Source organism: Acidianus brierleyi, assembly GCF_003201835.2.
Taxonomy (GTDB): Archaea; Thermoproteota; Thermoprotei_A; order Sulfolobales; family Sulfolobaceae; genus Aramenus; species Aramenus brierleyi.
In genome coordinates this window covers 892,512-910,870 of sequence record NZ_CP029289.2, presented here as the reverse complement: position 1 = coordinate 910,870, position 18,359 = coordinate 892,512, and the positions used below count along the sequence as shown (strand labels likewise).

Below are 18,359 nucleotides of genomic sequence, written 5' to 3'. Positions count from 1 at the left end.
TCCTAATCAGCATCTTAGTATTCCCTTAATAACTGTGAGATCTTAGCATACTATTGAAGACGAGATTTCCATTTCATACGATATCTTTAGGGTCGATTCTCTTAATACCTGGAATCTTATCATAAATGTGATCTGTTGATATAATTGCTTTCTCCTTATCGTAGATTAAACAAGTTGCAGCATGATAGGCATCAAAGATCGATGTTATATTATATTGGCTCATTAATGCTAAGGCTAAAAGATCAATATCGATAGTGGTAGGAATCCATTCAATATTCGGTATGCTCTTTAATGCACCTATCTTATCTAATATTTCTTGAACTGAAAGGTTCATATTGCGTAAAACGTAATATATCTCGTGTATTGCTTCCCTACTAACTATTACGCTTAGTTCTCCTTTAGCAATCTTTAAAAGGAGTTTTTCTGATTCTTCCTTTAACCTATCTTCAGTTTTAAGATGAGCTATTAGAACGTCACTTTCGATCAGCATGCTGTCTCCTCTGATATCTTTCTAACGCATCTTTTTCTGCTTCCTTTTCTGCCAACTCCTTTAGTTCTCTCACACTTAAGTCAGTCTTTATGATTCCAGAGGTTTTAGCTAAAGGATCTTTAGGAACTGGAATCCCAACGAAAAACGTTCCAGCATCAATAATTATAACTGAGCTAGCCTCATCTAATCCTTTTGGTAACTTAATTCTACCTTTATTATCAACCTTTACTACATATCCCATATTACTATGTTATATCCCACTAAATATAAATATTTCCCACATTAAGTTCATCTCTAGTCTATTAATCTTCTTATTGGCTATGTTTAATATGAGCCCTCTTCGTTAGTATTTCATAAAATTCTTATACTATAATTCAATAAAATCCTTAAATAAAGATCTAGAAACTTTTTGAAGATACTAACGTTGCACTTGAATGTAGTTAAGAGAGAAGTTTTCAGATTGTTGTTTATTTTTATTTTCAAGAAAGTGATTTTAGATCTACAGTCTAAGAAATATTCTTATATTAAACTAGAGAGCAACTCACGGCTCTATCGCGAATTGGAATAATTGACTATTGTGAGAAAATATTCGACTAAATTATTATATGAACAAAACATATTTGACGACTAAAGTCATAATATTTTATCTCAGATTATAAAAACAAAGTGGATTCACAAAGGAAACCTGAATCCAAACTAGACCTTTTGAAGAAATTATTAATTATGTTGATCTTGATAAATTGGAAGAGATAGCTAATGAACGTTGATAATCTTATTGGCTTATGTAATAGCAGGTATGCATTTTTTGATTCAGATCGCTTGTAGTATACTGAAATTCTAACTAATTGAGTTAATAATTAAAAATTATAGAATATTAGTTAGATTAAATGTCAATTAGTATATAAATATAATTAGAATAATTTTAACCGTTAAACTACGCAGTAAAAGTTCTAAATATTTCGTATACGTATACTTTATTATGGTTAAGGTCACTGAGAAATTCCAGATAATTATATCGAAAGAGGTCAGAGAGAAGATTAGTTTAAAGCCCAATGAGGAATTCGAGGTTATTGCACTAAATGATAATGAGATCCTATTGAAAAGAAAGGTTAAAAAAGTTAAAAATCCCTTAAAAGTCCTCATCAGTAATGAAGAAATGGAGGAAGAAATTCCTTCAGAGAAAATAGACGAGTTAGGTGAAGAATGACTTATTTTATAGATAGCAACGTTTTTGTTTATGCTAAAATAAATGATAAAAAAATGGTGAGTGTTGTCAAGAGACATAATAAAGGGAATTTATGATAGAAAAATCTCAGCAATTATAGATAATGTAATTTTACTGGAAGTAGCTAATGCGCTGAAGAAATTAGGAATTAAAGATATTGAAGATGAGATCTTGCTATATTATCGTTGCCCATGCGTATTATAAATAGTAAGCAAGAAGATATAGTGGAAGCTGTAAGAGATTTATCACTTTCACTATATGACTCGTTACATTACATAATTTCAATGCTAAAATAATATCAGCAGATAAGGACTTTACAGAAAGAATTGATCCTTGTGACTTCAGTAGTAATGTTGCAAATCATTTATAGAGTTTAAGGAAAACGAGACATATAAAATGTTAAGGCAATTTACTTAACCTTGGAGTTTATACTCATAAGTATATACATTGACATTAAATATTTTAACTAGTTAAACTCTATAAAAGTACTTATCAAAGATGTTGATGAAAAGCTTTACAGAATGTTAAAGGCTAAAGCGTCAATTGAAGGCATTTCCGTAAGTGAGGCAATAAATGAGGCAATAAAACTTTGGTTGATAAATAAAGATTTAGACAGAATTATGGTAATAAAGAGCAAGGACTTTTGGGACGCTGTAAATGAGGGGAAGTATGCGTTATTCTGTGATAGTAATTTCATAGGCGGTTTTAAAAACGAAGATGAAATGATAAAAGAAGCTAGGAAATACAATAAGTGTTACGCTTTAAGCAAAAAGTGGCTAATTGGAGAGGGTGAACTCCCTGGAGTGTTTTGATATAAACGAAAAGCCTATATTGCACGTAAAATTATCTGATCTTAAGAAGGAAAATTCTGCTGAAGTAGATGTACTAGTTGACACTGGATTTTCTGGTTGGTTACTCCTCAACTATGAAATTTATCTTAACAAGGGCGTTCAGTAATAAATATTTCGGTTGAACTTCAAGCATAATGTCAACTAAGATTGCCACGTGTACCTTTCAATCCACGTGGCGATTTGGGGAGGGTCACTTAGGCTCATAAGGCTTATTATTATACCAAACACTCCAAATTATTCTAGCCAATTTCCTGGCTAAAGCAGACAACTTCTTTCCCTTCAACTTTTCCTTATGGTTCTCGTAAAATTCTAGTAATGTAGGATTACGAGAGTAATTCATCTCAGCGAGGAAGTAGAACAAGCTGCGCAAGTACTTATTACCCTTCTTCGATATTCCCTTACAGTAGCTTTACCGCTCCTCTCAACTATTGGGTCTAAACCACAGTAGGCTACGAAGGACTCAGGGTTAGGAAAGCGTTTAATGTCTCCAACAATGCCTATTATTATTCCCGAAGAAAGTTTTCCTATTCCCGGTATAGTTAATAGAACGTGATTTTCAGACTGTGATTGTATCATTTTCTCTACTTCTTTTATTTTCTCGCTTGTTTCCAGTAGTGCTTTAGATAATACTTCGATTTCTTCAAGTACGATCTTTGTTCCAAGTTGTATAATTGTATTTTGAAGTTTCCTTTAGAGAATTCTTCAATTTCCTTGCTTATTTTTTCCTCGTCACTTAGGAATAGTGCTCTTTTTACCCTGTTCTTGTACTTTACTTTCAACTTTTAGGAAGACGTATAGTGTTACTAGTTCTTTCAATGGGTTGTAGTTGTACTCCTTTGCCTTGTTTGCCATGTTTATTAGTTTTTGTGCGTCGTAAAAATCTGTTTTCTTTCCTCTCAAGTCCTTCTCCTTCCATAGTATATTTGGGCTTACTTGTAGTATCTTGATCCCTTTTTCCTTGAAGTATTGACATGGTTTTATTGAGTATGCTCCTGTCGGTTCGACCACTATTGTGTTTAGTTTCACTTTTAGTATTTCTTCATAACCCTTCTTGTTGTTCTCGTAGACCCTCCCCTCACTCGATACTAGATGATCTTTTGATATGTCTATTCCTAGGATCCCTACCTCTTTATCACACCTATATCCGTGCATATTATCACAATGTTCAGTCCGATGGTAGGGGTTTGTCACGCCCCCGTTCGAAGACTTTGCTTCAGTCAAAGGGTCGACCATGTTTCCCAGTTGGAGAGTATTACTCTCCCCAACTAATTAATCTATATAGGTTCAAAGGGGCGAAAGACCCCGTAAGGGTGGGGATGGATAGCACCCTTTTGTAAAGCTTAAATAATTCTTTTCAAATACCCTATTAATGCCCGACGTAGGGTTACGCTTCAGAGCGTACACCAACGAACAAACATTGAGGGCGTTAAAAGCCCAGTTGAGGTTAGCGTCAGAAGTATACAACACCCTACGTTGGGCAGACATCTATTTTCATGAAAGAGATGGAAAAGGACTCACTAAGACGGAGTTGAGGCAACTAGCTCTCGATCTGAGAAAACAGGATGGGCAATACAAACAACTTTACTCACAAACTGTCCAACAAATTGCAGACCGCTTCTACGACGCTAGACAGAGGTTCTTCTATGGGTTAGCACGTTTCCCAAAGGAAAAGAAAGCACACAAGTGGTACTCCCTCGTCTACCCTCAATCAGGTTGGAAAATACTGAGGGTAAGAGGAATAAGGACGAAGAGCAAGAAGAAGGTAATAACGCTTCAGCTGTCAAACCTAGGGATCTTCAACGTCGTTGTCCATAGGGACTTCCCGCTGGAAAAAGTAAAGAGGGTAGTAATCAAGTTAACACCATCAGGGAGAGTTTACATTACTTTCGTTGTGGATCAAGAGTATCCTCAACTCCCCAAGACAAACAAAGTTGTTGCTGTGGATGTTGGTGTAGAGAAACTTCTCACTACCTCTGACGGGGAATATGTCCCCAACCAGAGGCCTTATGAGAAGGCACTCAATAAGATGAAGAGGCTTCATAAAGCTCTTTCAAGGAAGAAGTTCTTGTCACACAACTGGTTTAAGGCAAAGATTCGTCTAGCGAGGGCTCACGAACACTTGAAGAACCTTAGGAAGGACATGTACATGAAACTTGGTAAGTATTTTGCTGAGCATTATGATGTTCTCGTAATGGAGGATATTCATGTTAAGCAACTTGTTGGTAAGTCTCTCAGAAGGCTGAGGATGAGGTTACACGATGTTGCTATTCATGAGCTTAGGAGTATCATGGAGTATCAACTTGGGAAGTATGGTAAGAAACTCACTCTAGTGGATCCTGCTTTTACTTCAATGACTTGTGCTAGGTGCGGGCATGTTAAGAAAGATTTGACGTTGGCTGATCGTGTGTTTGTCTGTCCCAAGTGCGGTTGGGTCGCTGATCGTGATTATAATGCTTCCCTCAACATCCTAAGAAGATCGGGGTCGGAACGATCCTTAGTGCCTGTGGAGCTGAGACCTCTACCTTTGGCAAGCCTCGGCTTTGAAGCAGGAAGCTCCGTCCGTTAGGGTAGTTCACTGAATCCTCTCCTTACGTAGAAATGAACCTATTAGGGAGAGAAATATTGAAGAAACTAAATATATGCTTCTATAGAATGAACAAAATATGTATTTCACTTTAAAAATTATTAGTTCGTTTTTACTGTAATGAGTATTTATAATGTTAGTTTCAATCCAAACAGAGGGTAAATAGATGGACCAAAAAAGGCCCAATAGGCATACCTAAGAAGAGAATAATACTGTTCTAGGAGTTAGACTTATATTCCCCTATTGCTGAACGTCGCGGATATATAAAATTAGGATTTTTTATTCAATATTTTATAGATTGGATCTATTAAACCATATTTATTATTATTTTTCTTTACAAGTCTAGAGTCAACCAGATGTTTTAATGCGTTATTAAAAATACTATCTTTCAATTCTATTTTGTTTAGACTCTCAGTTAATCTCTTTAAATCCTTCCACTCAATTTCGTCTATCAGACTTAATGCATTGATTATATATCTTTGAGTTACACTTAATTGTTTCAATTCATCTCTTATTATGTTTTTAGCTATGTTAAGAACAAATTCCTTAGCCTTTTCGTGAGAATATCCTAAACTTCTGAAATTTCCGTAATATGTTAACCAACCTTGAATTCCCCTATAAGTTCTTACAGCATCTTCTATTTCAGAAGACTTAATTTGAAATCCGCATAACTCTGAACCGTATTGTAAAAACTCCTTGCCTTTTTCCTCAGTAAAAGGATTAACTTCAATCTCAATTATTGGCCTGCCTTTGAAAGAACTACCAAGCTTTCCTTTACCTTCTCCTGTAAGAGTCTTAGATAAGCCTATCATTGAGCCCGTGAAAGCGAATCTAACTTGAGAATTATTATATGAATTTGAAAGTAAAGTTATAAACCAAGGAGTTATAATGTTCTGAACCTCATCTATTAAGATTACTGTGTTATCTAGTTTATTTAGAAGATTTTGTAAACCGTTAACTGGTTTCTTTTCAATTTGTAACCTTATAATTTTAAGGTCAATTTCTAACTTTAGTTGAGATATTGAATTGATTAATAAATTGCCTAATTCTTTTAAAGTATTAACTCCAGAAGCATCCAAGTAAATTCCGTTAATTTCCTTGCTAACTATTTTTAATATTGAAGTCTTACCAGTTCTTTTTGGACCTAATATTAAAGGCCAAATTTTTCCTTCAATAAGCTTCTCTACTTCCTCTATAACTTCTTCATCGTCAAAGAAATCTTTCCTATCAGACTTAGGATAAGGATCAAATATCTTACATATAGGCATATTAGTAACTAATAGGCCTATTAATTTAAATACTTAACTAATATATAAGGATGAATTTTACGTTAGACTATTTTATAAGCGATAATCTTCTGCGTTATTTCACGATAAAATATAGCCCTATTAGTTACTAACAGGCCAAAATATAATTTCTCACTAAATATTCCTAAATTTAATTATCAGTATGGATAAATTAAGATCTAATTTGTTTCGTTATAAATTTTCAGCTAAATTACTAAGGACTGAGGTTAAAGCAGTACCCACAGCGACAAATCTTATCCACGTTGGAGTTAGTTATTATTTAGTTTTAAATATTTCAAATAATTTTTCTCTAACAATCTTAGATTCGTTAACTATAGTCTCTTTGTTTAAGCTCATTTCATGAAATCCGTAAACATGAAGAAACCATGCAGCTTTCCATGATAAAAAGGACGACAAACCTCGCTTTTTTACGGTAGACCCAAAATCGTTTTACAAATATAAATTTGGCATTAAGCCTCATATTTTTTCTTAATAAATAAAAGAATATATTTTATTATACTCATAATCAAGAGCATTAAGAATAATGTATTAAATAATCGATGTAAATAAAGCAGATTTTATCATATACATCTTTATCATTTCCTAATTTACAATAATATTCCTCACTCTATCTTTGTAGAAATATAAAAAATCTAATATGGTACTTGGAAATTTATAAAAATTATCATATAATTATCTAACTAATTACATTAAATCTTTACGAACCACTAATAACAAATAAAAATTATTTTTACTAATTAGATTTTGGGTCTATCTCTTACGGTAGACCCAAAATCATATTAGAAAAAATATTTCTGGTAGGATAATATCGAATTTATAAAAGATAAAGAAATTTATAAGAGTGTAAAGAATTGAAGAAAGGGTTTAAGGTGAGGGAGATGGAGTATTACCACGTGAGTAAGTGAGATGATAATACCCGGTCTCCCTCACCAAAATAACATTCAACAAATAGGATATAAATTACTTTCCATGTTGAACTTCCAAGGGGAAAAGGTAGATGAGGTAGCGAAAACTCTCATCTCCGCGTGTTTGTGGAACGACTCTGTAGAGAACAAGTCCAGAGCGTATGACGTATCCCCACAGACCGTGAGGAATTACGTAGAGAAACAAGGGATGGAAGTGATTGAAAAGCTATTGGAAAGAGCTAGGAAAATATCCTTAGAAGTACTGAAGGGAGTGAATGAGATAGATCTTTCAATAGACTGGACAACCAAGACGTGGTATGGGAAACCAGTGAAAGGGCTCGGGAGCTCTGAAAAAGGAAACTCGTGGAACTACGCAACTGCAACAACCAAGTATAAGGGGAAAGTACTTTTACTTGCCTTTATTCCGCAAGTGAACGGTATGACTAAGGACGAGATAGTGAAGATCCTCGTGGAGCAAGTAATGGCAATGGGATTCAAGATAAGGTTGATAACTCTTGACGCTGGTTTCTACACAGTTGATGTGCTCAATTTCATTTCACAGTTTAAGTATATAATTGCTGTCCCAGCTGGGGACGTGAAGGTGTTTGAGGAGTTTGACGGGGATTACACAACTAATAGTAAGAGGCATAGGAGGGATGAGCAGGTCAAGTTCAGGCTTCTCGTGTATGGCAAGGAAAAAGTGAGGAGAAAGAAGAAGAGTCTTGTTTATTTTGCTAGGGCTACTAATCTAGATCTGCCCAAGAGGTGTTGGATTTGTACAATAAGGTAAGAGGTCCCATAGAGACCTCTTATAGGAACATTAAGGCTTTTCTTCCATTTACTAGTTCTACTAAGTTTGTTTTCCGCACGTTGATCTTCGTGCTGGCCCTTGTGCTCTACTCCTTATATACCATATTCAAGGGGGAGGTGGGGAGAGAGGAATTTAGATTATTATTAATTCTTTTATTTCCTGATTTATTCAATCCAGAGAATTTTACATTTAATGTAATTGAAACACTTATTTACACTATAGATTTATTTTTAAGGAGGTGATTTTGGGTCTACCGCTTACGGAGGGGACTTCCGCCCCCTTAAACCCTCAGAAAGTTAAATATAAATTATATTTCTATCTCTATATTTATATAAGTTAATATTATTAAGGAGGTCTTAGGTAGTAATATTTTCATATGTTAATAAGAAACGTTCAATGGAAAGACTTTATGCAAATTCAAGAAATTTATACTTCTACATATGAAGAAAATAGAGATACAGAAACTTTAGGAATAGTTTTCTTAAAAAACAAACCGGATATAAAAAGCGAAATAAAATGGTTTACCGATACATATATACGAGTGTTAAAAAAGGAAGGAATATTAATGGTTGCAGAGGATAATAATAAAATAGCAGGATATTGTGGAATTTTATCTGCTAGGCCTGATTCTGAATCTGCACATGTAGGCATTCTTGGAATTCTTATAAAGAAAGAATATAGAGGTAAAGGGTTTGGAACAGCGTTACTACGTAGTAGTATAGAAAATAGTAAAGGAATATTTGAGAAGATTATATGTTTTTAAGGGAAATTATATTGCAATAAAATTATATAAAAAGATTGGATTTAAAGAAGTAGGAGTACTTAAAAACGAAATAAAAAGAGGAGAAAAATACTTTGATGTTATAGTCATGGAATATTATTTATAATAAAATATCTTATTTTTTGGAAAAGAGCTGTTTATCTTAATGTCTCTTAAAATTCAATTAAATAGTTGTTAAAAACCCAATTAATATCCAAATATTATAGATCTTTAACTTCTTCTACGTTATTAATCTCATATGCTTCTGGTGTAAAATTTCCTTGAAGTATAAATGGTACATATTCTATTGAATTTCTAGTCTTAATTTCTATCTCTTTATCAGCAATCTTAAATAAAGTCTGTGGATTTTCTAAGTCTTCTTTCCAAACATGAAAATGATATCCTCTTTTAGTAGTTATAACAAGTCTAGGTCTTATATCTATTAATTTTTCAAGAATTTTCTTGTCTTTTGTATCTATATCTATCATAAATATTCTAAAGTCAACATTTCTTGGCAATTCTGAATTGTAGAGCTTTTCAATGTTTAGATTTTCTTTGCATTGTTCAACATATCTTATGGCAGCCTTATGGGATGCCTTAACAAAATTGACTGGATTTAGGACATGCATTATTTTTATCCATTCTTTCTTTAATTTAATTCCTTTAACTTGGAATTCAACGTTTTGTCTTATTGCTTCCAATATTCTTGTGGCCTTTTCAGGATCTTCTTCCTTTATCCTAAAAAGAATCTTATCTATAGATAAACCCATTTGTTTAGCTTCTCTATCTCTAGAAATCAAATAGAATAAATATAATTCTTCTGTATTTAATTTCGGTAAGTAATTAAAGTATTCCTTTAATGTGAGTTTTTTCATATATTTTAAAAAGAGTACTGTCGTTATAACTCTTGCTTAATTTTACCTTAGATAAGGTTAAATATACATTATTTATATTTAGAATGGAATCAGATGAAGAGAGAAATACTTGCAATAGCGCTTTTCTTAACATCTTTACTTCCGTTTAACGATTTCATTCCTCTGGCATTAATATTGCTAGGATTTATTTCGTTAGAGAAGGAATGGAAAATTCTTCCAGTTGTATCAATTCTTACTTTCACTATTTCGTTTTTCTTTGATTATACAAGGGGAAATGCAGTTCTTTTGACTTTGAGTCTACCTTTAATCTTAATTTCTGTTAGGTATGATAAATTGATTTCATCAATATTCTTTTCATTAAGTATAGCCTTTTTACCTTTTGGGACTGAAGATTATATTATCCTCTTCTTAACTTCTATCCTTTTGATAGGTGTAAACTACAGAGGAACAATAATTTCTGGAATTTTCCTTCTTGTTATTTCGGCATTTGGATATCCTTATTCTAATTTTGCATATTTTTATTTAATATTTGGAGTAATATCTGCAGTACTTCAAGATAAGATTACCATAAAGAAGGAATATTATTTATCATTGGGTGCGGTACTCTTTCCATTACTGTATCATTACATCATACCTTCAATTCTTCTTTCATTGGGATTTGGAATGTTCTTTCCTTTTTCTATAGTCTTTTCTGCAATTATGTTTTTCACAGAAGGAGTAAAATATGGATTATTTTTAATACCAATAATTATTCTTCCTTATGTTCTTAAAAAATGGAAGAATCTTATTACCTTTTCGTTAATATCTGCAGGAATAAGTTGGTTCTCAGCGATTTTTCCTCCTTTATTGTTATTTCTTTTCCCTATTTATAGAATAGAAAAGAGAAGTCTGATAATTTCTTAAGTTTCATTGCTATTTTTGTCATTATATTTTATATTTTCTGGAATTTATAATATATTACTATATTCAATAATTTCATCAATAATACCCTCAACAGTCCTAATATCTTCAAGATTCATAAATAGTTTTCATACTAAAATAAGTATTCGGAACTTAATACTATTTGGTATTATAGGAATAGTTGCAATATCTTCAATACTAAGTATTGAGTTTTATAATTATACATTTGCATATATAGCGTTGTTAACTTCATCTATCTACTTCTCTTATGTATCTTATGAAAGGAAATTTTTACAATTCTTTCTCTTAATTGCGTTATCCTTTATATCAAAATATCCTTTTATCTTAACAAGGGCGTTCAGTAATAAATATTTCGGTTGAACTTCAAGCATAATGTCAACTAAGATTGCCACGTGTACCTTTCAATCCACGTGGCGATTTATGGTCACTTAGGCTCATAAGGCTTATTATTATACCAAACACTCCAAACTATTCTAGCCAATTTCCTGGCTAAAGCAGTGTACAACTTCTTTCCCTTCAACTTTTCCTTATGGTTCTCGTAAAATTCTAGTAATGTAGGATTACGAGAGTAATTCATCTCAGCGAGGAAGTAGAACAAGCTGCGCAAGTACTTATTACCCTTCTTCGATATTCCCTTACTTACAGTAGCTTTACCGCTCCTCTCAACTATTGGGTCTAAACCACAGTAGGCTACGAAGGACTCAGGGTTAGGAAAGCGTTTAATGTCTCCAACAATGCCTATTATTATTCCCGAAGAAAGTTTTCCTATTCCCGGTATAGTTAATAGAACGTGATTTTCAGACTGTAATTGTATCATTTTCTCTACTTCTTTTATTTTCTCGCTTGTTTCCAGTAGTGCTTTAGATAATACTTCGATTTCTTCAAGTACGATCTTTGTGTACTCTAAGTTGTATAATTGTATTTTGAAGTTTCCTTTAGAGAATTCTTCAAGCATTTCCTTGCTTATTTTTTCCTCGTCACTGACTAGGAATAGTGCTCTTTTTACCCTGTTCTTGTACTTTGCTTCAAGGTCTTTTAGGAAGATATATAGTGTTACTAGTTCTTTCAATGGGTTGTAGTTGTACTCCTTTGCCTTGTTTGCCATGTTTATTAGTTTTTGTGCGTCGTAAAAATCTGTTTTCTTTCCTCTCAAGTCCTTCTCCTTCCATAGTATATTTGGGCTTACTTGTAGTATCTTGATCCCTTTTTCCTTGAAGTATTGACATGGTTTTATTGAGTATGCTCCTGTCGGTTCGACCACTATTGTGTTTAGTTTCACTTTTAGTATTTCTTCATAACCCTTCTTGTTGTTCTCGTAGACCCTCCCCTCACTCGATACTAGATGATCTTTTGATATGTCTATTCCTAGGATCCCTACCTCTTTATCACACCTATATCCGTGCATATTATCACAATGTTCAGTCCGATGGTAGGGGTTTGTCACGCCCCCGTTCGAAGACTTTGCTTCAGTCAAAGGGTCGACCATGTTTCCCAGTTGGAGAGTATTACTCTCCCCAACTAATTAATCTATATAGGTTCAAAGGGGGCGGAAGACTCCATCCGTAAGGGTGGAGATGGATTGCCCCCTTTGTGGTTACATTTAAATACGTATTTTTCAAATATTCTATTAATGGCAGTCACTGACGGAGTAAGCGTCACTGAGACGCCTTGGTTAAAGCGAGGGTCTATGTGGTACGCCTCTGCTCCATTCAACAGTCCCATATTGGGATACTGTGGGTTCACATTAGTGCTCGGGGTCGGAACGACCCTTAGTGCCTGTGGAGCTGAGACCTCTACCTTTGGCAAGCCTCGGCTTTGAAGCAGGAAGCCACGCCCGTTAGGGCGTGGCAGTTCACACCATTGAGTGGATACAAGCTAAAAGATGAAGTAAATATTGCTGTAATAATATTAACTTTAATGATAGCAATATTTCATATTAACTTAGTTTACTCATTAGTTGCATTATCTGCATCAGTAGCTTATTTAATGCAAAACTTTAGAATACCTAAAATATTCTCCTATATTCCTCCTATAACAATAATTTTCTCTCCAGATTTAACAGGAGTATTACTTTCCTTATTAGCAGTAAGCTCTGGATATTTGATAGGAAGAAAAGTATACTTTATTGGATTAATATATGAAATTAGTCTAGCCTTTTCTTTACTCTATATAGTTAATTTAATATAACTTACATCACAAAGACTTTTATATATACTGTATTTTATTGTCTATATTTCTAGAAATCTTTTTACTAAATAATTTTTCTTTAGAATTATTAAGATAATATAAGCAGAATTATATTACTAATAATTTAAAATCATGTATATACTTTCTATTAAAATCCTTGCTACTCTATATAGTGTTTAAAATACTTTAGTTGATAAATTAAAAAGTTATATAATACTTTAAAAGTCTATTGCCTTAAGTAGAAAATTATTTATTTTAAAGCAGTTATAAAGGATACAATACAAAATTCAAATATCATGGATTATTAAAATATCTTTTCAATTAATACGTCTATAAGTCTATATATTTCATTGTCACTAATTAGAAAGAATGCGTTATGCTTTGCGGAATGGTTGAATTTTATTAGGTATTGAACTAAATCAAGGTAAGTTATAAATTTAACATTTGATTAAAAGTAAGTTTAATGTTATTTAAGTAAGTTTAATGTTATTTCTGAGAAAATTGAAGTAATCAACAAAGCACTTCTTCAGACTAAAAATATTTAGTTCAATATACGTAGATATGATTAAGAGTATGTATGTTTTAAAATATTCTTTAATAAAATGGTATATTAAATAGAAATTTTTAATAAATATTATTTGTAAAATACTTGAACTATCTTAAAGTAGTTAACTATGCTAAAAACTTGTTAAGAAACGACATAGAATTTCCATTTGATTTTTAATTGGTGAACTCCTACGGTGATTTTCACGAACAACACTCCTAAACAAGAAGACAAGCCTTACAAGGGTGAGACTAAGAAGACTAGGTATAGGAGAGGGGGTGGTGAAGGCCCTCAAGTTGACCCCAATCAAGTAGTTCCTTCGGCTCTTCAAGCCATCGCCTAGCCATGTTAGAGGCAAAGCATGTGGAGCCTATCCATCCCCTACCTAACCGGTAGACCCAAAATCTAATTAGTAAAAATAATTTTTATTCATTATTAGTAGTTCGTAAAGATTTAATGTAATTAGTTAGATAATTATATGATAATTTTTATAAATTTCCAAGTACCATATTAGATTTTTTATATTTCTACAAAGATAGAGTGAGGAATATTATTGTAAATTAGGAAATGATAAAGATATTTATGATAAAATCTGTTTTATTTACATCGATTATTTAATACATTATTCTTAATGCTCTTGATTATGAGTATAATAAAATATATTCTTTTATTTATTAAGAAAAAATATGAGGCTTAATGCCAAATTTATATTTGTAAAACGATTTTGGGTCTACCGAACGGAAGGGGTCTTACGCCCCCTTTGAACCCTATATAGATTAATTAGTTGGGGAGAGTAATACTCTCCAACTGGGAAACATGGTCGACCCTTTGACTGAAGCAAAGTCTTCGATCGGGGGCGTGACAAACCCCTACCATCGGACTGAACATTGTGATAATATGCACGGATATAGGTGTGATAAAGAGGTAGGGATCCTAGGAATAGACATATCAAAAGATCATCTAGTAACGAGTGAGGGGAGGGTCTACGAGAACAACAAGAAGGGTTATGAAGAAATACTAAAAGTGAAACTAAACACAATAGTGGTCGAACCGACAGGAGCATACTCAATAAAACCATGTCAATACTTCAAGGAAAAAGGGATCAAGATACTACAAGTAAGCCAAAACTATGGAAGGAGAAGGACTTGAGAGGAAAGAAAACAGATTTTTACGACGCACAAAAACTAATAAACATGGCAAACAAGGCAAAGGAGTACAACTACAACCCATTGAAAGAACTAGTAACACTATATATCTTCCTAAAAGACCTTGAAGTAAAGTACAAGAACAGGGTAAAAAGAGCACTATTCCTAAGTGACGAGGAAAAAATAAGCAAGGAAATGCTTGAAGAATTCTCTAAAGGAAACTTCAAAATACAATTATACAACTTGGAACAAAGATCGTACTTGAAGAAATCGAAGTATTATCTAAAGCACTACTGGAAACAAGCGAGAAAATAAAAGAAGTAGAGAAAATGATACAATTACAGTCTGAAAATCACGTTCTATTAACTATACCGGGAATAGGAAAACTTTCTTCGGGAATAATAATAGGCATTGTTGGAGACATTAAACGCTTTCCTAACCCTGAGTCCTTCGTATCTGCGGTTTAGACCCAATAGTTGAGAGGAGCGGTAAAGCTACTGTAAGTAAGGGAATATCGAAGAAGGGTAATAAGTACTTGCGCAGCTTGTTCTACTTCCTCGCTGAGATGAATTACTCTCGTAATCCTACATTACTAGAATTTTACGAGAATCATAAGGAAAAGTTGAAGGGAAAGAAGTTGTCTGCTTTAGCCAGGAAATTGGCTAGAATAGTTTGGAGTGTTTGGTATAATAATAAGCCTTATGAGCCTAAGTGATCCTCCCCAAATCGCCACGTGGATTGAAAGGTACACGTGGCAATCTTAGTTGACATTATGCTTGAAGTTCAACCGAAATATTTATTACTGAACGCCCTTGTTAAGATAAATTTATTACTTCTGGGGCAGAATATTACTTCTGGGGCAGAAGTTGATATTTGATGAAAGGCCAAAAGATAATAGAAGAGATTTATTCGATAGAGAAAAAGAATTGGAAAAAATTGAAAATAACATAATAGCAAAGAAACCGTTATTATTACTAGTAGGTGTAAGAAGAATTGGAAAAACTTCAGTTCTTCAAACCGCGTTAAATGAGATAAATGAAACTTCATTAATAATAGATTGCAGAAAACTAAAGGAGAATTATGGAAGAAGAGATTTATACTCATTATTTTCTCAATCTCTGACCTCAAGATTAGATAAACTAAAGGATATATTAAGAAAGATCAACGGAGTAAGTATTTTTGGAAATTACGTCGAATTAAAATGGTCTGGAAAAGATTATATAAGTATAGCAGATTTACTAGATCATTTGAATGAAAGAAGAATAATAATAGCTATAGACGAAGCGCAAAAGCTTAGAGGGCCCTTATCAAAGGAAGTAAAGGATGCAATTGCTCACGCTTATGATTATGATAAAAATATTACTTTTATCCTTACTGGATCTGAAGTTGGTTTGCTTTACGATTTTTTAGGTGTAAACGATGTAGAATCTCCTCTTTATGGTAGATATTATAATGAGATAGAACTTGAAAGATTCGATAAAGAGAAAAGTATAGAAATGCTAAAGAAGGGATTTGAAGAACTTTCCTTTTCGATTAAGGACGATATAATAAATTCCATAGTTAATGAATTCGATGGAATACCTGGTTGGCTAGTATTTGCTGGATTGCAATATTTTAATAAGAGAGATTTTAATGAAATAAAAGAAACTGCTATTAGCATTGCTTTAAACGAGATAGAGAAACTTACTGGGAAAAGTCCTGCAAGTAGAAGATATAAAACTGTTATGAAATGCATAGCTAAAGGTAATGAGAGCTGGAGCAAAGTGAAAGAGTGCTTAGAATTAGAAGAAAAATCAACAATTTCATCAAGTATACTAAGCAATATTTTAGGAAATTTAGAAAAAATGAGCTTAATAAAGGACTACAAATTTTTAGATCCTATATATAAGGAAGCATCAATTAGGATTAAACCATAAAGATATTTTAATAAACATTTAAAAATCGACATAAATTTTCTATATACTAATACTCTATATAATAAATCTAAATGTTTATAAATAAAATCTTTATTGGATTATACAATACTGAAGTATTCTAAATCTATTTAATATAGCCCTATATGAGGAACTTTTTGTTCCATTTAATGATTATTTGCACTTTAACATAGTATAATATTAGGAGATTATTTACCATTTTTAAGATATTAATAATTAACAATACGCTGTGTATTGCGTAAAAATGAATCTATTGATATTTCATTTACCTTTTATGTAATTTATTATATTGTCAAAGGATATTATAAGATTTATAACTCTTTTTACATATTTTTTTGTGTTTCTATTAGCTAAATAATTATACTTCCTAATTATTTCGTTCTCAAGGTTAGCCCTATCTTGCGAGTTTACATTACTGTTTAGCCATAATCCGAGAAAATAATCTGGTCTTACATTTTTTATTCTTTTTATTATATCTAATAAAATTAAAAGTTCTAAGTGAGCATTATCATAACCTATATCTTCTATTTCGTCATTCATGAAGTCCAGTATCCATTTCTCTTCTCTGCTAATTATTTCTGCATCCTTTAAAATTGGGCATATATCAGTCTTTATACTAAGAATTTTAGGAAAATAAAGTGATAATAAAGTAAGAGAATAAACACATATTGATTCGTCTACCTGATTGCGATAATAAGGATAGTGATCTAGTTCAATATTGTGAGCTAACTTATAATAAGTTAAATAATCTAGCATTCTTAAATAATCTGAAGGTTTATAGAATATGGAAACTAGCTTATTATGTAATTTACGTTCAGACCATTTAGACAATTTATTGCTAAACAATGTAAAGATAATCGGTTTAGCTTTTTTATTTTCTATGTCGTAGGCAGCTAGTTCCCAAATCTCCATTTCTTATAAAATAGATACTTTATCCTATAAAAGATATTATCTTTATCCTACGTATATAGTATCATATTAATGTTTAAAACTTTTTATTAATATAAAAAGTGTTATGCTTTTTAGATTCTAGAACGAAAGTTTCGGGTAACTATTTATATTATCGAAGTATTACTAAATTTATGGTATTACCTTACAAGATCATTGAAATGCCAGACTTCGATACTGTTAAAAATATTCTAGAAAACGAGAAAAACATGGTTATCAATATTTTTGGTTTATGCTCAGTTTTTTATGACGGTAGAGCTTCTTCTATAGCAACCTATAGTAAAAGGTTGATAAGTATAAAACCTGATGGAACGGTCTTTATTCATAATAATAAAAAAATGAAACCAGTTAATTGGCAACCGTCCGGATCCAGGATAAAAGTTGATATTAATGAAGAATTAATAATTAGCGTAATAAGAAGAAGACCTAAGGAAGTATTAAAGATAGTAATTCCTATAGCGTATTATATAACTCTTTCCTCTTTAGAAGAAGGAGAATTTCGTCTCTATGGAAGCGAGGCTGAAATGGTAAAAGACGTTATAGAAAATCCATCATTAATAGAAGAAGATTTTTCACCCATAGCTAGAGAATATAATACGCCATATGGAAAAATTGATTTGTTGGGTAAAACTTCTAGAGGCTTGTTAGTTTTAGAATTCAAAAGAGCACAAGCTGGATTAGACGCAGTTTCGCAAGTTAAGAGATATGTAGATTTCATTAGAGAAACTTATCCTAACGTTAGAGGAGGAATAGTAGCTCCTGCCATTTCGAAAAGTGCATATAACCTATTAATAAAATACGAATTAGAATATTTTAATTTTCCCTTAAACAGGAAAAAATACGTAGAACTTTTACGCTAATAGCAATTTAGT

General features: G+C 32.4%; 19 protein-coding genes and 5 pseudogenes. 16 read left to right on the top strand and 8 right to left on the bottom strand.

From position 1 onward, the window contains the following. Positions 1 to 73 precede the first annotated feature (73 nt). Positions 74 to 490 carry a type II toxin-antitoxin system VapC family toxin gene (locus tag DFR85_RS20570; RefSeq protein WP_054837592.1) on the bottom strand — a complete coding sequence of 139 codons (417 nt, stop codon included), beginning with the start codon at positions 488 to 490 and terminating at the stop codon, positions 74 to 76. Beyond that, positions 474 to 731, bottom strand: coding sequence for a VapB-type antitoxin (locus DFR85_RS20565; protein WP_110269899.1), 258 nt, complete (start codon positions 729 to 731; stop codon positions 474 to 476). The genes DFR85_RS20570 and DFR85_RS20565 overlap by 17 nt, the downstream gene beginning before the upstream one ends. A gap of 738 nt (positions 732 to 1,469) precedes the next feature. On the opposite strand from DFR85_RS20565, the gene DFR85_RS20560 reads away from it, so the two are divergent. The 4 genes and pseudogenes from DFR85_RS20560 to DFR85_RS20545 all read left to right on the top strand — a co-directional run. Then, complete coding sequence (locus DFR85_RS20560; protein WP_110269898.1) at positions 1,470 to 1,697, top strand: AbrB/MazE/SpoVT family DNA-binding domain-containing protein; 228 nt, start codon at positions 1,470 to 1,472, stop codon at positions 1,695 to 1,697. Positions 1,698 to 1,760: 63 nt separating this feature from the next. Beyond that, positions 1,761 to 1,919, top strand: coding sequence for a hypothetical protein (locus DFR85_RS20555; RefSeq protein WP_162582661.1), 159 nt, complete (start codon positions 1,761 to 1,763; stop codon positions 1,917 to 1,919). Positions 1,920 to 2,194: 275 nt separating this feature from the next. Then, complete coding sequence (locus DFR85_RS20550) at positions 2,195 to 2,527, top strand: hypothetical protein (protein ID WP_110269897.1); 333 nt, start codon at positions 2,195 to 2,197, stop codon at positions 2,525 to 2,527. Then, a pseudogene (locus DFR85_RS20545) lies at positions 2,505 to 2,651 on the top strand (clan AA aspartic protease); the annotation flags it as partial. The gene DFR85_RS20550 and the pseudogene DFR85_RS20545, both read left to right, overlap by 23 nt. Before the next feature lie 105 nt (positions 2,652 to 2,756). Here the strand turns inward: DFR85_RS20545 and DFR85_RS20540 are convergent. Beyond that, positions 2,757 to 3,799: pseudogene (locus DFR85_RS20540) on the bottom strand (IS110 family RNA-guided transposase). Between the two features lie 136 nt (positions 3,800 to 3,935). On the opposite strand from DFR85_RS20540, the gene DFR85_RS20535 reads away from it, so the two are divergent. Together DFR85_RS20535 and DFR85_RS31820 are read left to right on the top strand one after the other, a co-directional pair. Next, positions 3,936 to 5,132 (top strand): RNA-guided endonuclease InsQ/TnpB family protein, encoded by a 1,197-nt coding sequence (locus DFR85_RS20535; RefSeq protein WP_110269896.1) that lies wholly within the window; start codon positions 3,936 to 3,938, stop codon positions 5,130 to 5,132. A gap of 5 nt (positions 5,133 to 5,137) precedes the next feature. After that, positions 5,138 to 5,245: pseudogene (locus tag DFR85_RS31820) on the top strand (clan AA aspartic protease); the annotation flags it as partial. 174 nt (positions 5,246 to 5,419) lie between these two features. Here DFR85_RS31820 and DFR85_RS20525 read toward each other — a convergent pair. After that, a complete protein-coding gene (locus tag DFR85_RS20525; protein ID WP_110269895.1) occupies positions 5,420 to 6,418 on the bottom strand; it encodes an AAA family ATPase in 999 nt (332 codons plus the stop codon). 294 nt (positions 6,419 to 6,712) lie between these two features. Further along, the gene (locus DFR85_RS20520) at positions 6,713 to 6,853 is read right to left on the bottom strand and encodes a PaREP1 family protein (RefSeq protein ID WP_110269894.1); all 141 of its coding nucleotides are present in this window, start codon (positions 6,851 to 6,853) and stop codon (positions 6,713 to 6,715) included. A gap of 510 nt (positions 6,854 to 7,363) precedes the next feature. Here DFR85_RS20520 and DFR85_RS20515 point away from each other — a divergent pair. The 3 genes and pseudogenes from DFR85_RS20515 to DFR85_RS20505 all read left to right on the top strand — a co-directional run bounded on the left by DFR85_RS20515 (position 7,364) and on the right by DFR85_RS20505 (position 9,060). After that, positions 7,364 to 8,415 (top strand): annotated as a pseudogene (locus DFR85_RS20515) (ISH3 family transposase). 134 nt (positions 8,416 to 8,549) lie between these two features. Then, positions 8,550 to 8,936 carry a GNAT family N-acetyltransferase gene (locus tag DFR85_RS20510; RefSeq protein ID WP_110269893.1) on the top strand — a complete coding sequence of 129 codons (387 nt, stop codon included), beginning with the start codon at positions 8,550 to 8,552 and terminating at the stop codon, positions 8,934 to 8,936. Next, a complete protein-coding gene (locus DFR85_RS20505) occupies positions 8,914 to 9,060 on the top strand; it encodes a GNAT family N-acetyltransferase (RefSeq protein ID WP_162582657.1) in 147 nt (48 codons plus the stop codon). The genes DFR85_RS20510 and DFR85_RS20505 overlap by 23 nt, the downstream gene beginning before the upstream one ends. A 94-nt stretch (positions 9,061 to 9,154) precedes the next feature. Here the strand turns inward: DFR85_RS20505 and DFR85_RS20500 are convergent, their stop codons facing one another. After that, complete coding sequence (locus DFR85_RS20500; RefSeq protein ID WP_210433936.1) at positions 9,155 to 9,808, bottom strand: hypothetical protein; 654 nt, start codon at positions 9,806 to 9,808, stop codon at positions 9,155 to 9,157. Positions 9,809 to 9,901: 93 nt separating this feature from the next. On the opposite strand from DFR85_RS20500, the gene DFR85_RS20495 reads away from it, so the two are divergent. Further along, a complete protein-coding gene (locus DFR85_RS20495; protein ID WP_110269892.1) occupies positions 9,902 to 10,711 on the top strand; it encodes a hypothetical protein in 810 nt (269 codons plus the stop codon). A 15-nt stretch (positions 10,712 to 10,726) separates the two neighbouring features. Further along, the gene (locus DFR85_RS20490; protein WP_110269891.1) at positions 10,727 to 11,089 is read left to right on the top strand and encodes a hypothetical protein; all 363 of its coding nucleotides are present in this window, start codon (positions 10,727 to 10,729) and stop codon (positions 11,087 to 11,089) included. 64 nt (positions 11,090 to 11,153) lie between these two features. Here DFR85_RS20490 and DFR85_RS20485 read toward each other — a convergent pair whose 3' ends face one another. Then, positions 11,154 to 12,215 (bottom strand): IS110 family RNA-guided transposase, encoded by a 1,062-nt coding sequence (locus DFR85_RS20485; protein WP_110269890.1) that lies wholly within the window; start codon positions 12,213 to 12,215, stop codon positions 11,154 to 11,156. A 329-nt stretch (positions 12,216 to 12,544) separates the two neighbouring features. Here DFR85_RS20485 and DFR85_RS20480 point away from each other — a divergent pair, with 329 nt between their 5' ends. The 4 genes and pseudogenes from DFR85_RS20480 (at position 12,545) to DFR85_RS20465 (ending at position 16,521) form a co-directional block, all read left to right on the top strand. Beyond that, a complete protein-coding gene (locus tag DFR85_RS20480) occupies positions 12,545 to 12,916 on the top strand; it encodes a hypothetical protein (RefSeq protein ID WP_162582655.1) in 372 nt (123 codons plus the stop codon). A gap of 740 nt (positions 12,917 to 13,656) precedes the next feature. After that, positions 13,657 to 13,803: a hypothetical protein gene (locus DFR85_RS20475; RefSeq protein WP_162582653.1), complete on the top strand. Its 147-nt coding sequence runs from the start codon at positions 13,657 to 13,659 to the stop codon at positions 13,801 to 13,803. 473 nt (positions 13,804 to 14,276) lie between these two features. After that, a pseudogene (locus tag DFR85_RS32305) lies at positions 14,277 to 15,320 on the top strand (IS110 family RNA-guided transposase). A gap of 151 nt (positions 15,321 to 15,471) precedes the next feature. After that, a complete protein-coding gene (locus tag DFR85_RS20465; protein ID WP_110269888.1) occupies positions 15,472 to 16,521 on the top strand; it encodes an AAA family ATPase in 1,050 nt (349 codons plus the stop codon). Positions 16,522 to 16,800: 279 nt separating this feature from the next. Here DFR85_RS20465 and DFR85_RS20460 read toward each other — a convergent pair whose 3' ends face one another. After that, positions 16,801 to 17,451, bottom strand: a complete 651-nt coding sequence (locus DFR85_RS20460; protein WP_110269887.1) for a hypothetical protein — start codon at positions 17,449 to 17,451, stop codon at positions 16,801 to 16,803. A gap of 170 nt (positions 17,452 to 17,621) precedes the next feature. On the opposite strand from DFR85_RS20460, the gene nucS reads away from it, so the two are divergent. Continuing rightward, positions 17,622 to 18,347, top strand: a complete 726-nt coding sequence (gene nucS / locus DFR85_RS20455; protein ID WP_110269886.1) for an endonuclease NucS — start codon at positions 17,622 to 17,624, stop codon at positions 18,345 to 18,347. The last annotated feature ends 12 nt before the right edge of the window (positions 18,348 to 18,359 follow it).